The organism is Streptomyces hyderabadensis, from assembly GCF_020404845.1.
GTDB classification, from domain to species: domain Bacteria; phylum Actinomycetota; class Actinomycetes; order Streptomycetales; family Streptomycetaceae; genus Streptomyces; species Streptomyces hyderabadensis.
This window is the reverse complement of the sequence record NZ_JAIOJZ010000026.1, coordinates 1-24,742: the sequence shown is the minus strand read 5'-3', so window position 1 is coordinate 24,742 and position 24,742 is coordinate 1. Positions and strand designations below refer to the sequence as shown.

At 72.1% G+C, this 24,742-nt stretch carries 15 protein-coding genes; 3 read left to right on the top strand and 12 right to left on the bottom strand.

Going from position 1 to position 24,742, the window contains the following annotated elements:
- The first annotated feature begins 77 nt into the window (after nucleotides 1-77).
- A complete protein-coding gene (locus tag K7854_RS20725; protein WP_226028106.1) occupies nucleotides 78-1,241 on the top strand; it encodes a M48 family metallopeptidase in 1,164 nt (387 codons plus the stop codon).
- A 19-nt stretch (nucleotides 1,242-1,260) separates the two neighbouring features.
- Here K7854_RS20725 and K7854_RS20720 read toward each other — a convergent pair whose 3' ends face one another.
- The 6 genes from K7854_RS20720 to K7854_RS37685 all read right to left on the bottom strand — a co-directional run bounded on the left by K7854_RS20720 (nucleotide 1,261) and on the right by K7854_RS37685 (nucleotide 9,073).
- Nucleotides 1,261-2,331 carry an SCO2583 family membrane protein gene (locus tag K7854_RS20720; RefSeq protein WP_226028039.1) on the bottom strand — a complete coding sequence of 357 codons (1,071 nt, stop codon included), beginning with the start codon at nucleotides 2,329-2,331 and terminating at the stop codon, nucleotides 1,261-1,263.
- Between the two features lie 85 nt (nucleotides 2,332-2,416).
- Nucleotides 2,417-2,995: an SCO2584 family spore wall biosynthesis protein gene (locus K7854_RS20715; protein WP_226028038.1), complete on the bottom strand. Its 579-nt coding sequence runs from the start codon at nucleotides 2,993-2,995 to the stop codon at nucleotides 2,417-2,419.
- Between the two features lie 122 nt (nucleotides 2,996-3,117).
- Nucleotides 3,118-4,404 (bottom strand): glutamate-5-semialdehyde dehydrogenase, encoded by a 1,287-nt coding sequence (locus K7854_RS20710; protein ID WP_226028037.1) that lies wholly within the window; start codon nucleotides 4,402-4,404, stop codon nucleotides 3,118-3,120.
- A gap of 172 nt (nucleotides 4,405-4,576) precedes the next feature.
- The gene (locus K7854_RS20705; RefSeq protein WP_226028036.1) at nucleotides 4,577-5,089 is read right to left on the bottom strand and encodes a DUF8830 family protein; all 513 of its coding nucleotides are present in this window, start codon (nucleotides 5,087-5,089) and stop codon (nucleotides 4,577-4,579) included.
- A gap of 135 nt (nucleotides 5,090-5,224) precedes the next feature.
- Nucleotides 5,225-6,328, bottom strand: coding sequence for a glutamate 5-kinase (proB, locus tag K7854_RS20700; RefSeq protein ID WP_226028035.1), 1,104 nt, complete (start codon nucleotides 6,326-6,328; stop codon nucleotides 5,225-5,227).
- Nucleotides 6,329-7,717: 1,389 nt separating this feature from the next.
- Nucleotides 7,718-9,073, bottom strand: a complete 1,356-nt coding sequence (locus tag K7854_RS37685; RefSeq protein WP_308112549.1) for an NAD-dependent epimerase/dehydratase family protein — start codon at nucleotides 9,071-9,073, stop codon at nucleotides 7,718-7,720.
- Nucleotides 9,074-9,428: 355 nt separating this feature from the next.
- Between K7854_RS37685 and K7854_RS20685 the strand changes: the two genes are divergently transcribed.
- Nucleotides 9,429-11,660: a bifunctional glycosyltransferase/CDP-glycerol:glycerophosphate glycerophosphotransferase gene (locus K7854_RS20685; RefSeq protein ID WP_226028033.1), complete on the top strand. Its 2,232-nt coding sequence runs from the start codon at nucleotides 9,429-9,431 to the stop codon at nucleotides 11,658-11,660.
- Nucleotides 11,661-11,683: 23 nt separating this feature from the next.
- Nucleotides 11,684-15,277, top strand: a complete 3,594-nt coding sequence (locus K7854_RS20680; RefSeq protein WP_226028032.1) for a bifunctional glycosyltransferase/CDP-glycerol:glycerophosphate glycerophosphotransferase — start codon at nucleotides 11,684-11,686, stop codon at nucleotides 15,275-15,277.
- A gap of 83 nt (nucleotides 15,278-15,360) precedes the next feature.
- On the opposite strand, the gene K7854_RS20675 is transcribed toward K7854_RS20680, so the two are convergent.
- The 6 genes from K7854_RS20675 to K7854_RS20650 all read right to left on the bottom strand — a co-directional run.
- Nucleotides 15,361-17,346 (bottom strand): glycosyltransferase, encoded by a 1,986-nt coding sequence (locus K7854_RS20675; protein WP_226028031.1) that lies wholly within the window; start codon nucleotides 17,344-17,346, stop codon nucleotides 15,361-15,363.
- 174 nt (nucleotides 17,347-17,520) lie between these two features.
- Nucleotides 17,521-18,957 (bottom strand): GTPase ObgE, encoded by a 1,437-nt coding sequence (gene obgE / locus K7854_RS20670; RefSeq protein WP_226028030.1) that lies wholly within the window; start codon nucleotides 18,955-18,957, stop codon nucleotides 17,521-17,523.
- A gap of 110 nt (nucleotides 18,958-19,067) precedes the next feature.
- The gene (rpmA, locus tag K7854_RS20665) at nucleotides 19,068-19,322 is read right to left on the bottom strand and encodes a 50S ribosomal protein L27 (RefSeq protein ID WP_003976205.1); all 255 of its coding nucleotides are present in this window, start codon (nucleotides 19,320-19,322) and stop codon (nucleotides 19,068-19,070) included.
- Between the two features lie 14 nt (nucleotides 19,323-19,336).
- A complete protein-coding gene (gene rplU / locus K7854_RS20660) occupies nucleotides 19,337-19,657 on the bottom strand; it encodes a 50S ribosomal protein L21 (protein ID WP_004931419.1) in 321 nt (106 codons plus the stop codon).
- 198 nt (nucleotides 19,658-19,855) lie between these two features.
- A complete protein-coding gene (locus K7854_RS20655; protein WP_226028029.1) occupies nucleotides 19,856-20,917 on the bottom strand; it encodes an iron-containing alcohol dehydrogenase family protein in 1,062 nt (353 codons plus the stop codon).
- Between the two features lie 129 nt (nucleotides 20,918-21,046).
- Nucleotides 21,047-24,742 (bottom strand): Rne/Rng family ribonuclease (locus tag K7854_RS20650; protein ID WP_226028028.1); only part of this gene is annotated, 3,696 nt, incomplete at its 5' end.

The window sequence follows — 24,742 nt, the reverse complement described above, 5'->3', positions numbered from 1 at the left end:
GGGGCGCAAAGGACCGCACAAGGGTTCGCAAAAACCATACGTACGTCCAGGTCACACATACGCGCATGGGGGAAGAGATGTCCGACGGCCACCACAACGGGCACGAGCACGTGCCGAGCAGGCAGCGCAGGCGCTTCCCGGGAATCTCCTCGCGTGCGTACGAGCATCCGGCCGACCGCAGCGCGCTGGTGGCGCTGCGCAAGCTGAGCGGCTTCGACACGGTCTTCAAGGCGCTCAGCGGCCTGCTGCCCGAGCGGAGCCTGAGGCTGCTGTTCCTGTCCGACTCGGTGCGCGTCTCGGACCGGCAGTTCGCCCATCTGAACGTCATGCTGCGCGACGCCTGCTACATCCTGGACCTGGAGAAGGTCCCGCCGATGTACGTCAACCAGGACCCGGTGCCGAACGCGATGTGCATCGGCCTGGACGAGCCGATCATCGTCGTCACCACGGGCCTGGTCGAGCTGCTCGACGAGGAGGAGATGCGGGCGGTCGTCGGGCACGAGGTGGGGCACGCCCTGTCCGGGCACGCGGTCTACCGGACCATCCTGCTCTTCCTGACCTCCCTCGCCGTCCGGGTCGCCTGGATCCCCCTGGGGAACGTGGCGATCATGGCGATCGTGACCGCGCTGCGCGAGTGGTTCCGCAAGTCGGAGCTGTCCGCCGACCGCGCCGGTCTGCTGGTCGGCCAGGACCTCCAGGCCTCCATGCGGGGCCTGATGAAGATCGCGGGCGGCAACCACCTGCACGAGATGAACGTGGACGCGTTCCTGGAGCAGGCCGAGGAGTACGAGGCGGGCGGCGACCTGCGCGACTCGGTGCTGAAGATCCTGAACGTGCTGCCCCGCTCGCACCCGTTCACCACGGTGCGGGCCGCCGAGCTGAAGAAGTGGGCGGCCTCCCGGGACTACCAGCGGATCATGGACGGCCACTACCCGCGGCGGGACGAGGACAAGGACACCTCGGTGCGGGACTCCTTCCGGGAGTCGGCGTCCCACTACGCCACGCATGTGCGCAGCTCCAAGGACCCGCTGATGAAGCTGGTCAACGACATCGCGGGCGGCGCCGGCGACCTCGGTGACCGGATGCGCCGGGGCTTCGGCGGCTTCACGGGCTCCCAGCCGAGGCCGCCCAAGGACGGGGGCGGGTCGGCGGAGGGCTCCGAGGGGCCCGAGGGGCCTCGGGGGTCCGGTGACGGCGGCCCGGACTCCCCGCGGGACGGCTCACCCCGCGACGGCGCCTGACCCCGCCGCTCCGCTGCGCTCACGCCTTCGGCTGGGCGTTCTCCGCGAGGCTGCCGCACAGGGCCGTGGCGTTGTCCGAGGTGTACGGGTCGGTACCGGCGGGGACGCCGGCCCCGGCCTGCTGTCCGGCCAGCAGCGGGCGGAGGTGGTCCGCCGCGTCGTCGGCGCAGGACAGCGGCCCGGCCTGGACGTACGAGGCGACCAGGTGGGTCTGGTGCAGCCGCAGGTCGTCCCGGTCGAAGCGGAAGTGCAGCTCGCGCCGGACGGTGAACAGCGACGTCTCGGCCCGGGCGTCGCCGGCCGGCCGCAGCGCGTACACCATGGTGTGGTCGGCGGTGACCTCCAGCGTGGACGCGTCGCCCTCCACGACGCGCAGGCTGCCGTCCACCCGGATCCCGGGGTCGGCCAGCTCGGCGCGGGCCGGGTCGAAGCGGATCAGCCACCCGGTGGGGGCGTGCCGGCCGTCCGCGGCGGGCCGCTCGAAGCTCTCGTCGAACTGGTGGAGCTGGTCCGGGTCGAGCAGCACCCGCACCGAGCGGACCTCCCCGCCGCTGAGCACGCCCGGGTCGAGCGCCGAGCGGAGGATGTAGTTCTTGGCGGTGGTGAGGGCGCTCATCACCTGGTCCTCGGAGAAGTGCGCCGTGCGCCGGGCTCCCGGCAGCGGGACGCCCTGGGCGGCGGTCCTGAAGTGCGCGGCGGGGCTGCGCTCGTACAGGAGGGCGGCGTCGGCGGCGCCGGGCACCGTCTCCCGCGGGGCGAGCGGGACGACGGTCATCCGTGCCGGCTCGGCGGCCCGCTGCCCGGCGGGGCTCTGGTAGGGGTGCCGTACGCCCATGTAGACGGCGGTGCCGAAGGCGACGGCGATCAGCAGGACGAGGATCAGCGCCTGCCGGGACAGTCCGGCCCGGCGCAGCGGCGGGCGGCGGCGCACGGCGGGAGCGTGGTCGGTGATGCGCTCCTGGGCGGAGAACTCCTGGAGCCGGGCAGCGCGCACGAACGACTCGTCGAAGACGACGGATCGGTATTCGTCCTCGCCGCCTCCGGGAGCACCGTCGGGCGTACCTCCGGGCGGACCGCCAAGCCCTGCCATACCTTCAGAGTGAGTCTGCGGAAGGTCGCGTAAACGCTCCGCCACAGGTCAAGTTGGGACAGCTTGCCGCCGGTGCCGGTAGCGGTCAGGGGCTGCGCGGAATCACCGAGACGGCGGGCCGGGAGTAGTCGGCGGAGGCGGAGGGCGTCGCGGTGCCGCCCTGCTCCGGGCCGGTGGAGGCGGGGGGCGGCACCCGCTGCGTGCCGCCGCCCGAGGACGCTCCCCGGTAGACGGCCACGAAGGCCAGCGCGACCATGCCGATGCCCATCGCCAGGGCGAGCAGCCAGGCGACGGGGCGGTGCCAGCGGACCTGCTTGCCGTAGGCCGCGGGAGCGCCGTAGGGGCGGTCGAGGAGGTCGCGGTCGTCGTCCGGGTCGTCGAAGTCGGGATCGTCGGGATCATGGCCGAAATCGCCGTACCCGTCGTCGTAGCGCTCGGCTCTGCTGCGGCCCCGGCGGGCCGCTTCCGCCTCGGTGGCCTCGGCTCTGGCCTGCGCGGCGGCCAGGAGGCGCTCGACGGCGGTCGGCTCGTGCACCTCGGCCGCCCGTACGAAGGCCTCGTCGAAGACCACGGAGGCGAACTCTTCGTCCGACACCCCGCGGTCGTGGTCGTCGTCGGGCTCCCAGCCGTCCGGGAACGGCGTGCCCCCCACGTCCTCCGGCACGGCTCCAGAGTAGACCTGGGGGGTCGTTTTGGGCAGACGGCGGGGAAATTCATCCGGTGGGTGAGATGCCCCGATCGGTGCGCCCCCGGTGGTCCCGCGGGGTTCCCGCGGTGCGCCCGCCGTCAGCGCCGTACGTGTCCGTCGCCGGTGACGATGTACTTGGTGCTGGTCAGCTCCGGCAGTCCCATGGGGCCGCGGGCGTGCAGCTTCTGCGTGGAGATGCCGATCTCGGCGCCGAAGCCGAACTGGCCGCCGTCGGTGAAGCGGGTCGAGGTGTTGACGGCGACCGTGGTGGAGTCGACCAGCTGGGTGAAGCGCCGGGCGGCCTGCTGCGAGGTGGTCACGATGGCCTCGGTGTGGCCGGAGGTCCACAGCCGGATGTGCTCGACGGCCTTGTCGAGGGAGTCGACGACGGCCGCGGCGATGTCGTACGACAGGTACTCGGTCTCCCAGTCCTCCGGCGTGGCCTCGACGGCCGTCACCTCGGAGTCCTTGGCATACGCCATGACCCGCTCGTCGGCGTGCACGGTCACCCCGGCCTCGGCGAGCGCGGCCAGCGCGCGGGGCAGGAACTCGGCGGCGACGTCCTGGTGGACCAGGAGGGTCTCGGCGGCGTTGCAGACGCTGACGCGCTGCGCCTTGGAGTTGATCAGGATGTCGACGGCCATGTCGAGGTCGGCCTGCGCGTCGACGTAGACGTGGCAGTTGCCGGTGCCGGTCTCGATGACGGGGACGGTGGACTCCTGGACGACCGTGTTGATCAGCGAGGCCCCGCCGCGCGGGATGAGCACGTCGACCAGGCCGCGGGCCCGCATCAGCTCGCGCACGCTCTCCCGGCTCTCGCCGGGCACCAGCTGCACCGCGTCGGCGGGCAGCCCGGCCCCGCCCACGGCGTCGCGGACCACTCGGACCAGGGCGGTGTTCGACTGGTAGGCGGAGGAGGAGCCGCGCAGCAGCACCGCGTTGCCGGACTTCAGGCAGAGGGCGGCGGCGTCGACCGTGACGTTGGGCCGGCCCTCGTAGATGATGCCGACGACGCCGAGCGGGACCCGGACCTGACGCAGGTCGATGCCGTTGGGAAGGGTGGAGCCGCGCACCACCTCGCCGACCGGGTCGGGCAGCGCGACGACGTCGCGCACGTCGGAGGCGATGGCGCGGACCCGCTCGGGGGTCAGGGTGAGCCGGTCGATGATGGCCTCGCTGGTCCCGGCGGCGCGGGCCTTGGCCACGTCCTGGGCGTTGGCCTCGACGATCTCGCTCGTGCGGACCTCCAGCGCGTCCGCGACGGCGAGCAGCGCGTCGTCCTTGGCGGCCCGCGGCAGCGGCGCGAGGTCGGCCGCGGCGGACTTGGCCCGGTAGGCGGCCCGGGTGACGGGTGACATCGAGTCGTACGGCGAGAGCGTGGTCATGGGGGAAGGGTAATGGGCCGGACGGGAGCGCCCACGGCTTGTTCCGAACCCCGAGACACGAGCTTTTCGTCGAATCCGACACCGGCGAAACCGGCAAGCTCTGCCTCTGCAAAGGCACCGGCAACGGCGGCCTCACCACCCGCACCGAATCGGCACCGGCGGCTGGTAACGGCTAGAACGGGTGGACGCCGACGGGTGTCGCCGGTGCGGGGCCGTACCCCGCGGCGATGCGCTGGTGGTAGGTGGCCCGGTCGATGACCTCCAGGCCGACGATCTCCCACGGCGGCAGCCCCGCGGTCTGCCGGTGCTCGCCCCACAGGCGCAGGGCGACGGCGGCCGCGTCGTGCAGGTCGCGGGCCTCCTCCCAGTACCGGATCTCCGCGTGGTCGTCGGCGTACCGGCTGGTCAGCAGGAAGGGGTGGTCGTGCGCGAGCTGTTCGAGCGCCCGGCGCACCTCGGTGAGCGGGGCCCGGGCGCCGGAGACGCTGAGGGTGACGTGCCACAGGCGCGGGGTGTGCTCGGGCTCCTCGCCGTGGAAGCGGTCGCCGGCCGCGACGCTGGTCAGGGCGCGCTCCTCGCCGCCCGCGCGGTTCGCGCCCCGGGCGCCGCCGGAGCGCGCGCCCGTGCCGCCTCGGGAGGCGGTTCCACCGCGGGGCGCCGCCGTCCCAGGGCGTACTCCGCTCACGACGGCCTCCTTCACGCACACGGCTCGGCCCGGTGGTCGGCCGGGCTTGTCCCTGAGGAAAGTTGAGCAGGCCGCGCGAGATCGCGGGGCGGTTTTGCGGAACGTCCACCGCCGATTCGGGGACGTTTCGACCCATTACGGGTGCAGGATCACCAGATCGTCCCTGTGTACGACCTCACGTTCGTACGCGGGTCCGAGTTCGCGCGCCAGCTCCCGGGTGGAGCGGCCGATCAGCCGGGGCATCTCCTTGGCGTCGAAGTTGACCACTCCCCGGGCCACCGCCCGGCCCGTGCCGTCCCGCAGCTCGACGGGGTCGCCCGCGGCGAACTCGCCCTCGACGCCCGCGATCCCGGCCGGCAGCAGCGACTTGCGGCCCTCGACGACCGCGCGTACCGCCCCGTCGTCGAGGACGAGCGCGCCCCGCGGGGTGGAGGCGTGCTGGAGCCACAGCAGCCGGTCGGCGGAGCGGCGGCCGGTGGCGTGGAAGTAGGTGCCGGTGTCGCCGCCGGCCAGGGCGTCGGCCGCGTGCACCGCGCTGGTCAGCACCACCGGGATGCCGGCGGCGGCGGCGATCCGGGCCGCCTCGACCTTGGTGACCATGCCTCCGGTGCCGACCCCGGCCTTGCCCGCGCTGCCGATGTCGACGCCCGCGAGGTCGGCCATGTCCCGCACCTCGGCCAGCCGCGAGGTGCCGGGCCGGCTCGGGTCGCCGTCGTACACGCCGTCCACGTCGGACAGCAGCACCAGCAGGTCGGCGCGGACCAGGTGGGCGACGAGGGCGGCGAGGCGGTCGTTGTCGCCGAAGCGGATCTCGTCGGTGGCGACGGTGTCGTTCTCGTTGACGATCGGGAAGGCGCCCATCGCCAGCAGCTTGTCCAGGGTGCGCGAGGCGTTGCGGTGGTGGGCGCGGCGGCTCATGTCGTCGCTGGTCAGCAGCACCTGGCCGACACGGACGCCGTAGCGGGCGAAGGACGCGGTGTAGCGGGCGACCAGCAGGCCCTGGCCGACGCTGGCGGCGGCCTGCTGGCGGGCCAGGTCCCGCGGGCGGCGGCGCAGGCCCAGCGGGGCGAGCCCGGCGGCGATGGCGCCGGAGGAGACGAGGACGATCTCCCGGTCCGCGCCCCGCACCTTGGCGAGCACGTCGACGAGCGCGTCGACCCGGTCGGCGTCCAGGCCGCCCGCCGCGGTGGTCAGCGAGGAGGAACCGACCTTGACGACGATCCTGCGGGCCTCGCCCACGGCGTGCCTCGCCCCCGGCGCCGCTACCGGTCGCGACTCCGGCGCCGCTCCCGGTCCAGGCTCCGGCACCGCTCCGGGCCCCGTCTCCGGCGCTGCTCCCGGTCCCGTCCCCGGCCTTGCCCCTGCCACGGCCCCGTCCGCCTCTCCCGTCGACACGCGCCGATCCCTGCGCTCGCCAGGCAATCTACGCGAAGGCGAACGCACGCCGCACCGGAGTTCACGCTGCGGACGGAGCACTCGGACCCCGGTCGGCTCCGAGCCGTGCGGGGCCCGGTGGGCAACACGCGCGTGTCGTCCGGCGGTCACCGGGCGTTAACCCGGTTGTCCGATGCGCGACGAGCCTGGAGCGACCGCAGTGCCCCTACCCCTGCCCCGCCGCCGTCTCCCCCGCCCGCCCGGGCGGCGGACCGCCGTGAAGCTGCTCGTCCTGGGCGGGCTGGCGACCGCCTTCGCCGCCCAGGCCCTCGGCGCACTGCTGCCGCACGTGCCGCTGCTGCTCGCGGCGAGTGCCGCCTCGCTGGCCGCCGAGGGGGTGCTGTACCGGTGGCAGCGGGGCATGGTGTCGCTGTTCGCCAAGTCGCACGCCGACGTCACCGTCCGTCACGTGCTGCGCGACCTGCTGCTGGTGGTGGGCCTGCTGCGCCTGGGCGAGCAGCACCGCGAGGGGGCGTACGCGCCGCTGGTCGCCGGGCTGCTCGTCTTCTACGCGCTGCACTGGGCGATCCAGGCGGTCTCCGTCCTGGTCCGGCGCACCCGGACGCTGCCCGTGGTGACTCGGAACATCGACGCCTCGGCGCTGCGGCTGTCCCCGGCGCCCCCGGTGCTGCTGCGCCGCCCCGGGCACCGGCTGGCGGTCTTCGGGCTGCCCGCGACGGCCGGGCTGCTGGCGACGGCGGCGACCGACGCGCCGGTGTACGGGGCGGGCGGGCTCGCGCTGTCCCTGGCGCTGGCGCTGACGGGTCTGGGCGCGCTGCTGCTGCGGCTGCTGCCGGGGCGCCGGCCCGCGGGCGAGCAGGAGGTGCTCGACTGGTTCGAGGCGTGGCTGACCCGGTACCGGCCCACCGTCGGCCTCTACTTCTCGGGCGGGGCGTCCTCGGCGTACCAGGCGAACATGTGGCTGGAGCCGCTGGCGCGGCTGGACGGGCGGCCGGTGATCGTGCTGCGGGAGCGGCACATGGTGCAGCGGATCGCGGCGACCGACATCCCGGTGGTGTGCCTGCCCAAGGTGTCGACGCTGATGCGCCTGGAGCACTCGACGCTCCGTGTCCTCCTCCACCCCTCCAACTCCGGGAAGACCTCCCAGGTCCTGCGGATCCCGACCATCAAGCACGCCTTCGTCAACCACGGCGAGAGCGACAAGCTGTCCTCCTGCAACCCGTACGCGAAGGCCTACGACGAGGTGTGGGTGGCGGGCCCGGCGGCGCGCGAGCGGTACGCGCTGGCGGAGGTCGGCGTCGAGGACAAGGACGTGGTGGAGATCGGCCGCCCGCAGCTGGACGCCGTACGGCCGTACGCGGGGCCGCCCGCGCCCGGGGCGTTCACGACCGTCCTGTACGCGCCGACCTGGGAGGGCTGGGACGGCAACCCGGGCAACACCTCGGTGGTCGAGGCCGGGGAGAACCTGGTGCGGGCACTGCTCGCCGACCCGGGCGTACGGCTGCTGTACAAGCCGCATCCGCTGACCGGGTCGGTGGACCCGCGGGCCCGGGCCGCCGATCTGCGCATCCGCGAGCTGGTGCGGACGGCGAACCGGGCCCGGGGCGGGCCCCGCCCCGACGCGTCGGCGGCCGCCGGCCTGGCCCGGCGGGCGGCGGAGCTGGACCGGCTCACCGCGGCCGGTTTCCGCCCGGCGGCGGACCAGGCGGAGCGGATGCTGCGGCAGCCGGACCCGGAACCCGGGCGGGCGGCGGCGGTACGGCGGGCCCAGGACGCGTGGGAGGAGGCGTACTGGGCGTCGCTGCCCGAGTGGGAGCACCAGGTCGTCACGGACGCCCGGCCCGCGCTGTACGCCTGCTTCAACCGGGCCGACCTGCTGATCAGCGATGTGTCGAGCGTGATCAGCGACTTCCTGGCGAGCGGCAAGCCGTACGCGGTCGCCAACACCAGCACGCTGGCCGAGGACGTGTTCCGCAAGTCCTTCCCGACGGTGGCGGCGGCGACCGTGCTGGCTCCGGACGCGTCCGGGGTGCCGGCCCTGCTGACGGCGGTGCGCCATCCGGAGCGGGACGAACTGGCCGGGGAGCGTGCCGCGTTGGCCCTGCGGCTGCTGGGCCCGGCCGAACCGGCGTCCCAGGAGCGCTTCGCCGCCGCGGTGCGGGACCTGTGCGCGGCCGCGGTGCGGCACCGGGCCAGGATGGCGGAGCGGGTCGCCGCGGAGCTGCCCGTCCCCGGCCCGCGGCAGCAGCCCGCGCCGCTGCCCGAGGACAGCCGCGGCAGGCCCCGCGCCGGGGCCTGATCCGGCCGGGCTCGGGGTGGCCGCGCCCGCGACGTACAAGTAGCGCGGGGCGCGGCGCGGGCTGCGATGTGCACCACACCTGTCACAGCATGGTCACGAATCGCGCCCTCCAGCGCCGCCCGGTCCAGCACGCTGCCGACGACCAGCGCCGCCCCGTCGGGCACGCGGTCGGCGCTGCCGGTCGACAGGTCGTCGCACCCGACCACGCGTTCACCTCCGGCGGCCAGGGCGCGCACCGCATGCGCTCCGATGTACCGGGCTCCGCCCGTGACCAGCCAGCTCGTCCTCATGTCTCCCAGGTCTTCGGCACCGGGGGCCGGCTCGTCCCCGCGTGCCGGAAATTCGAGTCGGGCACATGGCGCAGAAACCGACAGAAGCCAAGGTAGGGGACAAGCAAGGCGAATGTGAGGAAGTTCTCCAGTTACTTCACAACCATGGATTCGGGCGTCTCGCTCCGGGCATTTCCCGCGGTGACAGCACACAGACGGGCCGACTACCGTGCCAGCGGAAACTCCGCGTGAATCCTTTACGCTGATGCGGCGGCGCACTCCAGGCCCCACGGCGGCTCACGGCCCCAACGACGCCCGGAGTGCGACCGGCCCCAGCCCGCGGTCCCGTGGTCGGTTCTCGGAACAGGTTGTAAGGATGCCCAAGCTCTCTCTCGTTGTCCCCGTGTACAAGGTGCAGGGCTATCTACCCGAGTGCCTTGACTCCGTACTCGGGCAGGACTGCACGGACTTCGAGATCATCGCGGTCGACGACTGCTCGCCGGACGGGTCAGGGGCAATTCTCGACGAGTACGCGAAACGGGACACCCGGATTCATGTGATTCACCTCACGGAAAACGTGGGCCTGGGGCGTGCGCGCAACGCGGGGCTGGAAAAGGCCACGGGTGACTACGTGTTGTTCCTGGACAGTGACGACACGTTGTCCGACGGTGCCTTGTCGGCCATTTGCAACCGGCTCGAGGCGACGGACAATCCCGAGATCCTCATCTTCGACTACGTGCGTACCTACTGGGACGGCAGGGTGCGCCCGAATCTGCGGGCCGACCTGCTCAAGGAGGAGGGCCCGGACGTCTTCTCCCTGGCCGAGCGCCCCCAGTTGCTCGACCTGCTGCAGATCGTCTGGAACAAGGCCTACCGGCGCGACTTCGTCACCCGGACCGGACTCACCTTCCCGCCCGGGTACTACGAGGACGCCCCCTGGACGTTCTGCTCCCTGATCAGCGCCGAGCGGATCGCCCTGCTGGACCGGGTCTGTGTGCGCTACCGGCAGCGCCGCGAGGGCGGCAACATCCTCAAGACGGTCAGCCGCAAGCACTTCGACGTCTTCGACCAGTACCAGCGAGTGTTCGACTACCTCGACGCGCACGAGGAACTGGCCGAGTGGCGCGGCCCGTTGTTCCGCAAGATGGTGGACCACTACCTGACCGTCCTGGAGCGGCCGGGCCGCCTGCCGCAGGACGCGCGGGCGGAGTTCTTCCACCGTGCCTCCAGGGACTACCGCGCCCGCCTGCCCAAGGGCTTCACCCGGCCGGCCGGGGGCCGCGGCCGCAAGTACGGGATGCTGGAGCGCGACGCGTACACGACCATGGTCAGCGCCCTGACGGCCGTGAAGGTCCGCCAGCGGGTCAAGAGCCGTGCCCGCACCGCGATCAACCGGTCCAAGCGCGGCGCGATGGGCGCCTTCTACCAGTCCCAGCTCAGGCTGCCGCTGGACGACAACCTGGTGCTGTTCTCCGCCTACTGGAGCCGCAGCGTCTCCTGCAACCCTGCCGCCATCGACGCCGAACTGGCCCGGCTGGCTCCGCACATGCGCCGTGTGTGGGCGGTCCGCGCGGAGAACGCGGGCCAGGTACCCAAGGGCGTGCGGGTCGTGCGGGTGGGCTCGCGCGAGTACTGGGCGGCCGTGGCCCGCGCCAAGTACCTGGTGAACAACGTGAACTTCGCGGACTCCGTGGTGAAGCGGGAGGGCCAGGTCCATCTGCAGACCCACCACGGCACCCCGCTGAAGACCATGGGCCTGGACCAGCAGAAGTTCCCGGCCTCCACCGACATGGACTTCGCGAAGCTCCTTGAGCGGTGCGACCGCTGGGACTACAGCATCAGCGCCAACCATTTCTCGACCGTGATCTGGGAGCGGGTCTACCCCTGCTCGTACACCACGCTGGAGACCGGCTACCCGCGCAACGACGTCCTCGTCAACGCCGGCTCCGAGGAGGTGCGCGCGGCCCGCGCCGCGCTCGGCCTGGCCGACGGCACCAAGGCGTTCCTGTACATGCCGACGCACCGCGAGTACCAGCCGGGCTTCACCCCGCCCCTGGACCTGGGCAGGTTCGCCCGCGAACTGGGGCCCGACGTGACCCTGCTGGTGCGCGGCCACTACTTCTACGGCAACTCCCCGCACGTGAACGAACTGCGCCGCACCGGCCGCATCGTCGACGTCTCCGGCCACCCCCGGGTCGAGGAGCTGTACCTCGCGGCCGACGCCCTGATCACGGACTACTCCTCGGCGATGTTCGACTACGCCGTCCTGGACCGCCCGATCATCAGCTACGTCCCCGACTGGGACGTCTACTCGGCGGTGCGCGGCACCTACTTCGACCTGCTCCAGGAACCGCCCGGTGCGGTGGCCACCAGGCAGACGGAGCTGCTGCAACTGCTCGCCTCCGGCGCGTACGACAGCCCGGAGACGACCGAGCGCCGGGACACCTTCCGCCGGCGTTTCTGCGAATTCGACGACGGACACGCAGCCGAACGGGTGGTGCGACGCGTCTTCCTCGGTGAAACGAGCCTGCCGCCCATCGTCCCGTTCGACGAACGCCACCATGCCCCGACCCCTGCCCAGGCGCTCGAACTGGTCGAGCGGGCCTGACCCCGAAAGGAGATCACCAAGCCATGGCCCCTCGGCTCAGTGTCATCGTCCCCATCTACAACGTGGAGCAGTACCTCCCCGCCTGTCTGGACTCCTTGGCGGCGCAGACCTTCCGCGACCTCGAAGTCCTGATGGTGGACGACGGTTCGCCGGACAGCTCGGCCTCGATCGCGGCGGATTACCAGGCCCGCGACCCGCGTTTCAAGCTCATCCGCAAGGAGAACGCGGGGCTGGGTGCCGCGCGGAACACCGGACTGACGCGGCTGGCGCCCGAGTCCGAGTACATCGCTTTCGTGGACAGCGATGACATGATCCCTCCGAACGCCTACCGGCTCATGGTGGACAGCCTCGACGAGAGCGGTTCGGACTTCGTCACGGGCAATGTCCAGCACATCAACAGCACCAAGATCTGGCAGTCGCCCATGCACCGGATCCTCGCGGGCGGCGCGGTCAAGGGGACCCACGTCTCGCGGAACCGGAAACTGCTGACGGACCGAATAGCCTGCAACAAGGTGTTCCGCCGCTCGTTCTGGGAGAAGCACGGGCTCTCCTTCCCCGAGGGCGTGCTCTACGAGGACGTCCCGGTGATCCTCCCGGCGCAGTTCCTCGCCGAAGGCGTGGACATCATCAGCGAGCCCACGTACTACTGGCGGCTGCGGGAAGGCGAGGCCGCGCCGTCCATCACCCAGCGCCGGACCGAGCCGAAGGCCGTGCGGGACCGTGCCGCGGCCGTGGAGTCGGTCAGCCGCTTCTTCGCCTCCCAGCCGGGTGAGGTGAGCGCCGAGCTGAAGCGCGCCTACGACCGCACCGCCCTCACCGGCGACCTGCGGATCTTCCTGAACGTCCTGCCGGACGGCGACGAGGAGTTCCGCGCCGAATTCCTGCGGGTCATCAACAAGTACCTGGACCAGGTCGACCCCCAGGTAGTCATGGACCTGCCGACGGCCGCCCGCATCAAGTGGCTGCTCGTCCGCAAGCACGCGGTGGACGAGATCGTGGACATGCTCAGGGCGGAGCGGCGCGGCGACCCGGTGGAGATCGACGGGTTCATCCGCAAGTACGTCACCTACCCGGTCCTGGAGTCGGCCTCCGCCCACCTGCCGAAGAAGGCCCGCCGCATCGACCCCGACCTCAAACTGCAGGCGCCGCTCCAGGACCTGCGCTGGGACAACGGCAAGCTGCACCTGGCCGGGCACGCCTGGATCAGCCAGATCGACCAGTCGCACAAGCGCAGCGCGGTCAAGATCCTCGTGCTGAAGAAGGACGGCTCCCGCAGGATGACCGTGCTTCCGCTGCGCAACACCCATGTCCCGGAAGCCACGTCGCTGTCCGGCCGGCGGCACACCAACTTCGACTGGTCGGGCTGGGAGGTCGATCTCGATCCGGCCAAGCTGCGCAGAGGCTCTCAGTGGGAAGAGGGCACCTGGCGCGTCGGCATCGGCATCACCACCGCGGGGCTCGTCCGCAAGCGCTCGGTCCAGGTGAAGGGACCGACGCGTGCCAACCACCCCCCGTACCAGTGGCTGGACGACAACTACCGTCTGCTGCCCACGCCGGAGAAGGGTGCGCTGCGGCTCACCATCGAGCGGGTCCGCGCGCTGATCACCGACCACCGCGCCATCGGCACGGACATCGAGATCGACGGTGAGATACGCGTACCCCTCGACGCGGGCGAGAACGTCCTGCTGCGCGTCACCAACCGCAAGAGCGGCGAGCGGCTGCACTACCCCGTCGTCCTCAGCGCGGCCACCGGTGCGCACACGCCGTTCACGGTGCGGGTGCCCATGCGCGACATCGCGCTGCTGCCCGAGCACCAGGACGTCGTGAAGGAGGAGAACGCCGCCGGCGGTGCCAACCCCGCGGCGGCCTCGCGCCGCAACTGGAGCACGCAGCTGGTGGCGGTGTCCCCCGACGGAAGCGAGCGCCGCTTCTCTACCGTCTCCCGCGAGGGCCTGGCGGACCGCCAGGTGCGGCTGCCGGCATCCCTCGCCGAGGGCGCCGACCGCAACGAGATCGCCCTGGTCTCGGGACACAACGGCTATCTCAAGTTCTCCGGCCGTCCGCTGCAGGCGAAGATCACCGATGTGCAGTGGGCCGGGGACCGTTACGTCGTGCACGGCACGACCCTCGCCGACATCGACGGTGCGGCATTCGTGGTCAAGGCCCGGGACCGGTTCGACGAGAAGACCGTGCCCCTGCACGCCTCGCCGGACGGGTCGTTCCGCGCCGAGTTCACCCCGGCGACCATGTCCGGCCCCAACGGGACGCTGCCTCTCAAGAGCGGACGCTGGAACTTCTTCCTGCGCCTCGCCGACGGTGAGGACGTGCCGTTCGTCATCGACCGGCTGGCCGTGGACAAGTTCCCCGTGCGCGGCGCCGCCAAGGACCGGGAGTACGAGTTCGAGGCCCGCTGGCACGACTTCCCGCAGCTGCACTGCCCGTCCGACCTGTCCATTCTGGAGCGTGGTGCCTACCGCCAGGAGCGGCTGCGCAGGGACGTGTACGAGGCGGGCCGGAGCAAGCCGCTGCGCGACGCGGTGCTGTTCATCAGCTACAACGGCAAGCAGTACTCGGACTCCCCGCGCGCCATGCACGAGGAGCTGCTGCGCCGGGGCGCCGACCTCGAGTACCTGTGGCTGGTCCGGGACGGTCAGGTGGACCTGCCCGACACGGCGCAGAAGGTCCGGTTCTGGAGCACGGAGTGGTACGAGGCCCTGGCCCGCTGCCGCTACATCGTCACCAACGCCCACCTGCCGCACTGGATGGAGCGCCGTCCCGGCCAGGTGATCGTGCAGACGTGGCACGGAACCATGCTCAAGAAGATCGGCCTGGACATCGAGGCGCCGAAGTTCGACCCCCAGTACCACGAGCGGCTCATCCAGGAGGCCCGCAACTGGACGATGCTGGTGTCCTCCAACCGCTTCAGCACGCCGATCCTCAAGCGCGCCATGGGATTCGACGGGAAGATCATCGAGACCGGCTACCCGCGCAACGACTACCTCTACGCGCCCGATCTCGCCCAGCGGGCCAAGGAGATCAAGGAGCGCCTCGGTCTGCCGTCGGACAAGCGGGTGATCCTCTACGCACCGACGTGGCGGGACGACCTGTCGCACCGGCGGGGGCAGTTCAAGTTCGATCTCCGCCTCGACGTGGAAGACGCCCGCGCACGGCTCGGTGACGACCACGTGCTGCTGATCCGCCGGCACTCCAACGTCGTGGACAGCATCCCCGGCTCGGGCAACGGCTTCGTCCACGACGTCTCGGAGTACCCCGACATCGCGGATCTGTACCTGATCGCCGACGTGATGGTGACGGACTACTCGTCGGTGATGTTCGACTACGCGCACCTGAAGCGCCCCATGCTGTTCTTCACGTACGACCTGGAGCACTACCGGGACAAGCTGCGCGGCTTCTACTTCGACTTCGAGAAGGACGCGCCGGGCCCGCTGATCCGGACGTCGGAAGAGCTGGTCAGCGCCCTGTGCGACATCGACAAGGTCTCCGCCGACTACGCGGACCGCTACCAGCGCTTCCATGAGCTGTTCTGCGATCTCGACGACGGCCACGCCGCGGCCCGGGTCGTGGACCGGATGCTGGAGCAGGCCCGCGAGGTCTGATCCCGCCGACACGGCGGTGTCACAGGGGTGAGCCCCGGAGGACGTCTCCTCCGGGGCTCACCCCTGTGACCCGTGGGCGGGGGTCAGAGCGTGACCGTCTTGAAGGCCAGTTGCGCGGTGGTCGTGTAGTAGGGCCGGATCTCCACCCTGGTGGGCGTGGCGAGGGTTCGCGTACCGCGGTCGCCCAGCAGGAACCTCCGACCGGTGCGAGGTCCGCTCACCACCGCGGAGGGGACGCGCTCTCGCACGGGACGCGGGTAGCGGAAGACCTTCTGCGGCTCCAGGACGTCGGTCACCAGCTTTCCGATCTGGGCCGGGTCTCCTCCTGCGTGCTGTATCCAGAAGTCCCAGACCTCCTCCTTCTCCTCGCCGTGCGCGGCGACGAGTGCCTCCAGCGCGATCTCGCAGCGGAAACGCACCCCGTCCGTCCATACGACGGGGAAGGACAGCACCCGGTGCTTGTCGCTCCGGTGGACGGCCGTGACGGCGTCGTCCGTGCTGACGGCCTCGCCGCCCCACAGCTCACCCTCCACGAGGATCTGGTGCTCGCCCGCCTCGATCCGGCGCACCTCGGCGTGCTCCACGCGCACCCGGCTGCGCACCCGGAGCCGGCCGTCGTCCTCCTTGTACGGCAGCAGCACCTCCAGGCCCGCCGTCTCCGCCTCCCAGCCCGGAGCGACCAGGCTGCCCGAGTCGCAGTGCTCGGCGTGCAGCGGCTTCTCCCGGCCTTCCGCCGAGACGACGAACTCCCAGAGCCCTTCGACGAGGGTGCCGCGGCGCGGTACGACCGCCGTGCCTCCCGTGAAGGGGAGCACTACGGGCTTCTCCTTGCCGCGTACGTCGCGGCACAGGAGCGACAGCCCGTCCGGGACCCGGTCCTCGCCCTCCGGCGGACGGAGGTCCAGCTGGATGTCCCCGTCGGCGAGGACGGCGCAGTCGACCGTGCCGGGCAGCTCGCGGATGGCCGCCGCCTCCGACAGGATCTTCTCGAACCGCTCGGCGCTCGGGCCCGGACCGAACCGCTCCGAGGTCAGCCTGGCCTGCCGGCCCATGCCGAGGCGCCGGCCGTCGTCCTCGATCAGGTCGATGATCGCCGCCGCCATGGCCTCGGTGTCCCCGAGCGGCACGAGCAGACCGTCCGTTCCGTGGGTGAGGATGTTCCGCGGCCCGTGATCGCAGTCCATGCTGACCACCGGCAGCCCCCGGGTCATCGCCTCCACCGTCACGTTGCCGAACGGCTCGCGCAGGGACGGCAGTACGAAGATCGACCCCTTGGCGAACTCGGCGGTCACCGGGAAGGCCGGACCCATCAGGTGGACGTGGTTGTACAGTCCCTGCTCCTGGATCCTGCGCCGCATGGCCGCTTCCTCCGGTCCGCTGCCGTAGATCCGCAGTTGCCAGTCGGAGTGGCGTTCCGCCACCGTCGCGAAGGCGTCGATGAGACCGAGGAAGTTCTTGTGCGGCTTGAAGACACCCGCGGTCACGACCACCTTGTTCCTGCCGTCGGACTGCCGGCCGCCGGGGTCCGGAATGCAGTTCGGCATGACGTGGATCCGGTCGCGGACATCCGGCACCAGATCGCCGAGCCCCGCCTGCTCCTCGGGCGAGAGCACGGTCACCGCGTCCAGTCGCCGATAGGCCTCCTGGAACAGGAGCCGGCGTATTGACGCCGTATAGATCCCGGGCATGGAATGCTCCTGGGCGACCTTCAGATAACCGCCCGGCGCCGCGGCCAGCAGCACGGTGATGCGCGGGTTGGAACTGACCACCACGTCGGCGTCCGTGTCGGCGAGATAGGAGAAGAGCCGTTTCTCCGCGAGCCTGCTGACCACCGGCTTCTTCTCGCTCTCCGGATACGGGTAACGCACCGGGAACTCGTGCACCAGCGGATCGTCGCCGTCGTACGCCGGCGAATGCGCCCGCAGGTCGGTGAGGGCCCGCACGTTCACGCGGTGGTCGAGCGCGAAATGCGACGTGTCGCGCACCTTGCGCAGGGCAACGATCTCCACGTCGTGCTTGTCGGCAAGCGCCCCAGCAAGATTCTGGGTGGCACTGACCACGCCCCCCATATGACACAGGTCACGAACCAGAAATGCGATCCTCACTGGCGTGGGTCCTCTCACAGGGCGCCGTCTGCCGCCATCGCCCCCTAGATGACAATGCACCCGGTTTGACTGACAGCGGCAGACGAAGGTTGCCCGTGCGCGTCACCCAGTCGAGGACCCCCGGACCCGTCCCGTCCCTCAGAACGGCTCGAAGCCGTCGAACTCCTGCTGGGCCTCGTCCCGTTCGGCCTCCCGGTCCCGGCGGCGCTGGGCGGCCGGGCGGGGTGCCTCGAAGCGGTGGTCCTCGCCGCGGCGGCCGAGCATCTCGGCGCCCGCCGTGACCGAGGGCTCCCAGTCGAAGACGACCGCGTTGTCCTCGGGGCCGATGGCGACGCCGTCGCCGCCGCGGGCGCCCGCCTTCACCAACCGCTCCTCGACACCGAGGCGGTTGAGCCGGTCGGCGAGGTACCCGACGGCCTCGTCGTTGTTGAAGTCGGTCTGGCGCACCCAGCGTTCGGGCTTCTCGCCGCGCACCCGGAACAGGCCGTCCTCCTCGCGGGTGACGGTGAAGCCCGCGTCGTCCACGGCCTTGGGCCGGATGACGATCCGCGTCGCCTCCTCCTTCGGACGGGCGGCGCGCGCCTTGGCGACCAGCTCGGCCAGCGCGAAGGACAGCTCCTTGAGGCCGGTGTGGGCCACGGCGGAGACCTCGAAGACCCGGTAGCCGCGCGCCTCCAGGTCCGGCCGGACCATCTCGGCGAGGTCCTTGCCGTCGGGCACGTCGATCTTGTTGAGGACGACGATCCGGGGCCGGTTGTCCAGGCCGCCGTACTCGCGCAGTTCGGCCTCGATGACGTCCAGGTCGGAGAGCGGGTCGCGCTCGGACTCCAGCGTCGCCGTGTCCAGGACGTGCACCAGCACGCTGCACCGCTCCACGTGCCGCAGGAACTCCAGGCCGAGGCCCTTGCCCTGGCTGGCGCCCGGGATGAGCCCGGGGACGTCGGCGACCGTGTACACGGTCGATCCGGCCGTCACCACGCCGAGGTTGGGGACGAGCGTCGTGAAGGGGTAGTCGGCGATCTTCGGCTTGGCCGCGCTCAGCACGGAGATCAGCGAGGACTTGCCGGCGCTCGGGTAGCCGACCAGTGCCACGTCGGCGACGGTCTTCAGCTCCAGCTGGACGTCCTGGAGGTCGCCGGGCTCGCCGAGCAGCGCGAAACCGGGCGCCTTGCGCCGCGCGGAGGCCAGCGCCGCGTTGCCGAGGCCGCCCCGGCCGCCCTGGGCGGCGACGTAGGAGGTGCCGTGGCCGACGAGGTCGGCGAGCACGTTGCCCGCCTTGTCGAGGACGACGGTGCCGTCGGGCACCGGCAGCACCAGGTCCTGGCCGTCCTTGCCGGAGCGGTTGCCGCCCTCGCCGGGCTTGCCGTTGGTGGCCTTGCGGTGCGGGGAGTGGTGGTATTCGAGGAGCGTGGTCACCGACTGGTCCACGGTGAGGATCACGTCGCCGCCCCGGCCGCCGTTGCCGCCGTCCGGGCCGCCCAGCGGCTTGAACTTCTCCCGGTGGACGGAGGCACAGCCGTGGCCTCCGTTACCCGCGGCGACGTGCAGCTCGACGCGGTCCACGAAGGTGGTCATGGGATGTGCCTCCAGTTACTACTTACTGCGGGAATGTCTCTTGGGTAACACGCGAAAGGCGGACCCGCTTCCCCTGGGGGAAGTGAGGCCCGCCTCGCGAAAGTGTCCGGTCAGGCGACCGGGACGATGTTCACGACCTTGCGGCCACGGTGGGTGCCGAACTGCACCGCACCGGCCTGCAGGGCGAACAGCGTGTCGTCGCCGCCCCGGCCGACGCCGGCGCCCGGGTGGAAGTGGGTGCCGCGCTGGCGGACCAGGATCTCACCCGCGTTGACGGCCTGACCGCCGAAGCGCTTCACGCCGAGCCGCTGGGCGTTCGAGTCGCGACCGTTCCGGGTGGACGATGCGCCCTTCTTGTGTGCCATGTCTCCTCAGTCCCTTACTTCGCAGCCGCGGGGATCTCAGTGACCTTGATCGCCGTGTACTGCTGGCGGTGGCCCTGACGACGGCGGTAGCCGGTCTTGTTCTTGTAGCGCAGAATGTCGATCTTCTGGCCCTTGTGGTGGTCCACGACCTCGGCCTGGACCTTGATGCCGGCCAGCACCCACGGGTCGCTGGTCACAGCGTCGCCGTCGACGACGAGCAGGGTCGAGAGCTCGACCGTGTCGCCGACCTTGGCGGTGGAAATCTTGTCAACCTCAACGATGTCGCCGACAGCAACCTTGTGCTGGCGACCACCGCTGCGCACGATGGCGTACACGCGGATCTCACTCTCTCGCTCGGGAACGGCACCCCCGCAGTCCAGCCGCCCGGTGACACACGGACGGCCTCTCCCGGCCGCAGCCCGCGAGGGCACACCCGGAAGGAAAGAGGTTTACGGGGATGTGACGCGCCAGTCGACACGCCGACGGTCAAGATTACGGGGCCGCACGACAGGGGTCAAACCGGTCCCCCGGCGTCAGACGCAGACCGTCGCGACGTACTCGGCGTACGCCTCCCCCGCCCGCGCGGGCGACAGGTCCAGGTGCTCCAGGATCGTGTACCGGCCGGGCCGGGTCTGCGGCGCGAACCCCACGGCCCGCACGAACTCCTCGTCGCCGAACCCGATCTCCCCGGCCGTCACCGGCAGCCCGTGCCGGCGCAGCGTGTCCGCCATCAGCAGGGCACCCTCCCGGTCGCCGCGCAGGTACGTCGCGAAGGCCGCGCCGATGCCCACCTGCTCGCCATGGCTGGCCGCCCGCCGGGGGTACAGCAGGTCGAGGGCGTGGCTGATCTCGTGGCAGGCACCGGACGAGGGTCGGGTGTGCCCGGCGATGGTCATGGCGATCCCGGACAGCACCAGGCCCTCGGTCAGCACGGTCAGGAACCCGTCGTCGCCGCAGCCTCCCGGGTGGCGCAGCACGGCCTCCCCAGCCTGCCGGGCCAGGGCGGCGGCGAGACCGTCGACCTTCTCGCCGTTCACCCGGTGGGACAGCTCCCAGTCGGCGACCGCGGAGACGTTGGAGACGGCGTCGCCGATCCCGGAGCGCACGAACCGGATCGGTGCCTCGCGGATCACCGCGAGGTCGACGACGAGCGCGATGGGCGTGGGCACGCCGTAGGAGCCGCGGCCGGCGTCGTTGTCGAGGATCGAGACCGGCGAGCAGATGCCGTCGTGGGACAGGTTGGTGGCCACGGCGACCATCGGCAGGCCCACCCGGGCCGCGGCGAACTTGGCGCAGTCGATGACCTTGCCGCCGCCGAGGCCCACGACCGCGTCGTAGCGCCCCGACTTCATGCCGTCGGCCAGCCGCACCGCGTCGTCGATCGTGCCGCCGCCGACCTCGAACCAGTCGGCACCCGGCAGGGACGGCTCGAGGCGTCTGCGCAGCCGGGCACCCGAGCCGTCGCTGATCGCCACGGCCAGCTTCCCGGACTGCGAGATCCGCTGGTCCGCGAGGACACTCGCCAGGTCGTCCAGGGCGCCCGGCCGGACGTCCACGACGAGCGGCGAGGGGATGAGCCTGGTCAGTACCGGCACGCGATCTTCCCTCCTCGCGGGTGGGGGCCTGTCGTTGATGATGCGCCCGGGAACGTCCGGGGAAACGTGCGGCCCCGTCCGAACGGAATCCGAACGGACGGGGCCACACGTGGGGCGACAGGCGCCGGATCAGCCCTCGTCGGTGGCGGCCGTGACCGAGGACGGCGCCTGCTGGGCGGCCGCCGCGGTCTTCTTCGACGCCGTCTTCTTGGCCGTGGTCTTCGCCGTGGCCTTCTTGGCGGTCGTCGTCTTGGCCGCCTTCTTGGCGGTGGTCTTCTTCGCGGTCGTCGTCTTCTTGGTCGCCGTCTTCTTGGTGGCGGCCTTCTTCGCCGTCGCCTTCTTGGCCGTCTTGCGGGCCGCCGCCTTCTTGGCCGGGGCGGCCTCCTCGGTCTCCGGCCGGGCCTCGGGCGCCTCCTCCGCCGTGGCCGACGGGACGACCACGACGGCCGCCTCCTCGGACGCGGTGGACGTGGTGGGCTTGCGCACCGCACGGCGCCGCGGCCGGGCCGGGGCGGCGCTCTCGGCCGCCTCGGCGGCGGCCGGGGCCACCTCCGGTGCCTGCTCCGGCTCGGGCGCGGGCTGCTCGGACACCGTGGCCGCGGTCTCCGGGACCGTCAGCACGGCGGCCTCGGCGCCCTCGGGCGAACCGGCGGGCGCGGACACCTTACGGGTGGCCCGGCGGCGGGTACGGCCCTTGGGCGCCGCCTCCTCCGGCCCGGGGGCCTCGGCCGGGGCCGGTGCCGGGGCGCCGGAGACGGCGTCCTCGACGGCGGCGGGCTCGGCCAGCACCTCGGCGGCGGGCTCGCGCCGCACGGGACGCTCGACCTCCTCCTGCACCGTGACGTCCTGCGCCGTCGGCACCTCGGCGGGCGCGGTCTCGGCGGGCGCGGCCTCGGCGGGCGCGGCCTCGGCCTTCGCCGCCTCGCCCTTCGCGGCCCTGGGGGCACCTGCGGGGGCGGACGCCCGACGGCTGGCGCGACGCCGGCCGCGACCGCGGGTGGCGGCGGCCTCGGCCTCGGCGGCGCTGCTGTACAGCTCCTCGTCCGGGGTGAACTCGGGCGCCGGGAGGGCTACCGGCTCGGCCACCTCGGCGGCGACCTCGGACTCGGACTCGGCCTCCTGCTCCGCCGTGGGACCGGTCTCGACCCCGGCGACCGCCTCGTGCTCGTGCGGCTGCTCGGCCCCGGCCCGCGCCCGCTTGCGGCGCTTGCCACCGCCGCCGCCCGCGGCGGACGTCGGCTGGTCGAGGTGGACGATGACACCGCGGCCGTTGCAGTGGACGCAGGTCTCCGAGAACGACTCCAGCAGGCCCTGGCCGACCCGCTTGCGGGTCATCTGGACCAGACCCAGCGAGGTCACCTCGGCGACCTGGTGCTTGGTGCGGTCCCGGCCCAGGCACTCCAGCAGGCGCCGCAGCACCAGGTCCCGGTTGGACTCCAGCACCATGTCGATGAAGTCGATGACGATGATGCCGCCGAGGTCGCGCAGCCTGAGCTGGCGCACGATCTCCTCGGCCGCCTCCAGGTTGTTCCTGGTGACCGTCTCTTCCAGGTTGCCGCCCTGACCGGTGAACTTGCCGGTGTTGACGTCGATGACGACCATCGCCTCGGTCCGGTCGATCACCAGCGAACCGCCGCTGGGCAGCCAGACCTTGCGGTCCAGCGCCTTGGCGAGCTGCTCGTCGATCCGGTACGTGGCGAAGACGTCGACCTCGCTGGTCCACTTGGACAGCCGCTCGGCGAGGTCCGGCGCCACGTGGGAGACGTAGCCGTGGATGGTCTGCCAGGCGTCGTCGCCGCTGACGACGACCTTGGAGAAGTCCTCGTTGAAGATGTCCCGCACCACCCGGACGGTCATGTCCGGCTCGCCGTACAGCAGCGTGGGGGCGCTGGAGCTGCCGCTCTTGGCCTTCTTCTGGATGTCCTCCCACTGCGCCTGGAGCCGCTCGACGTCGCGGCGCAGCTCCTCCTCGCTGGCGCCCTCGGCGGCGGTGCGCACGATGACGCCCGCGTCCTCGGGGACGATCTTCTTCAGGATCGTCTTGAGGCGGGAGCGCTCGGTGTCGGGCAGCTTGCGGCTGATGCCGGTCATCGAGCCCTCGGGCACGTACACCAGGTAGCGGCCGGGCAGCGAGACCTGGCTGGTCAGGCGGGCGCCCTTGTGGCCGATCGGGTCCTTGGTGACCTGCACGAGGACGGACTGGCCGGACTTGAGCGCGGACTCGATGCGGCGCGGGCCGTTCGCCATGCCCAGCGCCTCGAAGTTGACCTCACCGGCGTACAGGACGGCGTTGCGGCCCTTGCCGATGTCGATGAAGGCGGCCTCCATCGACGGCAGCACGTTCTGCACCTTGCCGAGGTAGACGTTGCCGACGTACGAGGTGGCCTGCTCCTTGTTGACGTAGTGCTCGACGAGCACCCCGTCCTCCAGGACGCCGATCTGGGTGCGCTCGCCGTGCTGGCGGACGACCATGACGCGCTCGACGGCCTCGCGGCGGGCCAGGAACTCGGCCTCGGTGATGATCGGCACCCGGCGGCGGCCCTGCTCGCGGCCCTCGCGGCGGCGCTGCTTCTTGGCCTCCAGACGGGTCGAGCCCTTGATGGACTGCACCTCGTCGGACGGCTCGGGCTTCGGGCGGGGCTCGCGGACCTTGACGACGGTGCGCTCGGGGTCGTCGGAGGAGGACTCGGCCTCCCCGGAGCCGTCCCCGGCCCGGCGGCGACGGCGACGGCGGCGCCGGCTGCTGCTGGAACCGCCGCTCTCGCCGGCGGCCTCCTCGCCGCTCTCCTCGGCGTCCTCCTCCGCCTGCTCGGCGGTGTCCGAGGCGTCCTGGTCGGCACGGTCGGCCCGGTCGTCCTGCTCGGCGCCGGTGTGCTCGCCCTCGCCGTCCGACAGCTCGCCGTCGGCGGCGTCACCCCGGCGACGGCGACGGCCGCCCCGGCGACGGCGGCGGCGCGAGCCGGACTCCTCATAGCCCTCGGCGTCGTCGTGCTCCTCGCCCGACTCGTCGGACTCGGACTCGGTGTCGGTGTCGGTGTCGGCGGCCTCGGCCCGGGGCTCGTCCCGGGTGACGGCGGCGGTGGCCCGCTCCTCGGCGGCCTCCTCGGCGGCGCCCCGGCGCTTGCGGCGGCGGCGCGCTCCGGCGGACTGCTCCTCCGCGCCCTCCGCCTCCTCGACCGGCTTGGACGCCTCGGCACCGGCCGCCTCAGCGGCGGCCTCGGCCGCGGCCCGCTCGGGCGTCTGGAACTGCGGCTCGGCGAACACGGGCGCCTGGAACACGGCGACCGCGGGACGCGACGGGCGCTTGGGCGCCTCCGCCTCCTCGGCTGCCGCGGCGGCGGTCTGCGCCGGGGCGGCGAAGCCGGTGGCGGCCTTGCGGGTGGACCGGCGGCGCGCACGACGCGGCGCGGCGTCCTCACCGGACTCGGCGGCCTCGCCGGACTCGGCGGTCTCCACGGACGCGGCGGCCTCGGTGGTCTTCGCCGGCTTCGCGGCCTCGGGAGCCGCGGCGGCCTCGGGCGCGCTCACCTCGGCGGCGGCCTCGGCGGCCGACTCGGCCGGGGCGGACACGCGGCGGGTGGCACGACGACGGGTCCGGCCCTTGGGCGCGGCGCTCTCGTCCGCCGCCTCGGCCTGCGTCGCCTGAGCGGGCGCCTCGGCGGCCTGGGGGGCCGCTTCCGCGGCCGGCTCGGCGGCGGACTCCGCGGCGGCCGACTCTCCGGCCGAGGTCACGCTGCGCGTGGCCCGACGGCGGGTGCGCCCCTTGGGCGCGGCGCTCTCGGTGGCCTCGACGGACTCGACGGGCTCCTCGGCCCGCTCCGGTGC

What these genes read in the sequence shown, in the direction of transcription:
- obgE (WP_226028030.1), bottom strand. Translation starts at nt 18,957, where the DNA reads ATGACCACCTTCGTGGACCGCGTCGAGCTGCACGTCGCCGCGGGTAAC.
- rpmA (WP_003976205.1), bottom strand. Translation starts at nt 19,322, where the DNA reads ATGGCACACAAGAAGGGCGCATCGTCCACCCGGAACGGTCGCGACTCG.
- K7854_RS20675 (WP_226028031.1), bottom strand. Translation starts at nt 17,346, where the DNA reads ATGGGGGGCGTGGTCAGTGCCACCCAGAATCTTGCTGGGGCGCTTGCC.
- K7854_RS20720 (WP_226028039.1), bottom strand. Translation starts at nt 2,331, where the DNA reads ATGGCAGGGCTTGGCGGTCCGCCCGGAGGTACGCCCGACGGTGCTCCC.
- K7854_RS20685 (WP_226028033.1), top strand. Translation starts at nt 9,429, where the DNA reads ATGCCCAAGCTCTCTCTCGTTGTCCCCGTGTACAAGGTGCAGGGCTAT.
- K7854_RS20680 (WP_226028032.1), top strand. Translation starts at nt 11,684, where the DNA reads ATGGCCCCTCGGCTCAGTGTCATCGTCCCCATCTACAACGTGGAGCAG.
- K7854_RS20710 (WP_226028037.1), bottom strand. Translation starts at nt 4,404, where the DNA reads ATGACCACGCTCTCGCCGTACGACTCGATGTCACCCGTCACCCGGGCC.
- K7854_RS37685 (WP_308112549.1), bottom strand. Translation starts at nt 9,073, where the DNA reads ATGAGGACGAGCTGGCTGGTCACGGGCGGAGCCCGGTACATCGGAGCG.
- K7854_RS20725 (WP_226028106.1), top strand. Translation starts at nt 78, where the DNA reads ATGTCCGACGGCCACCACAACGGGCACGAGCACGTGCCGAGCAGGCAG.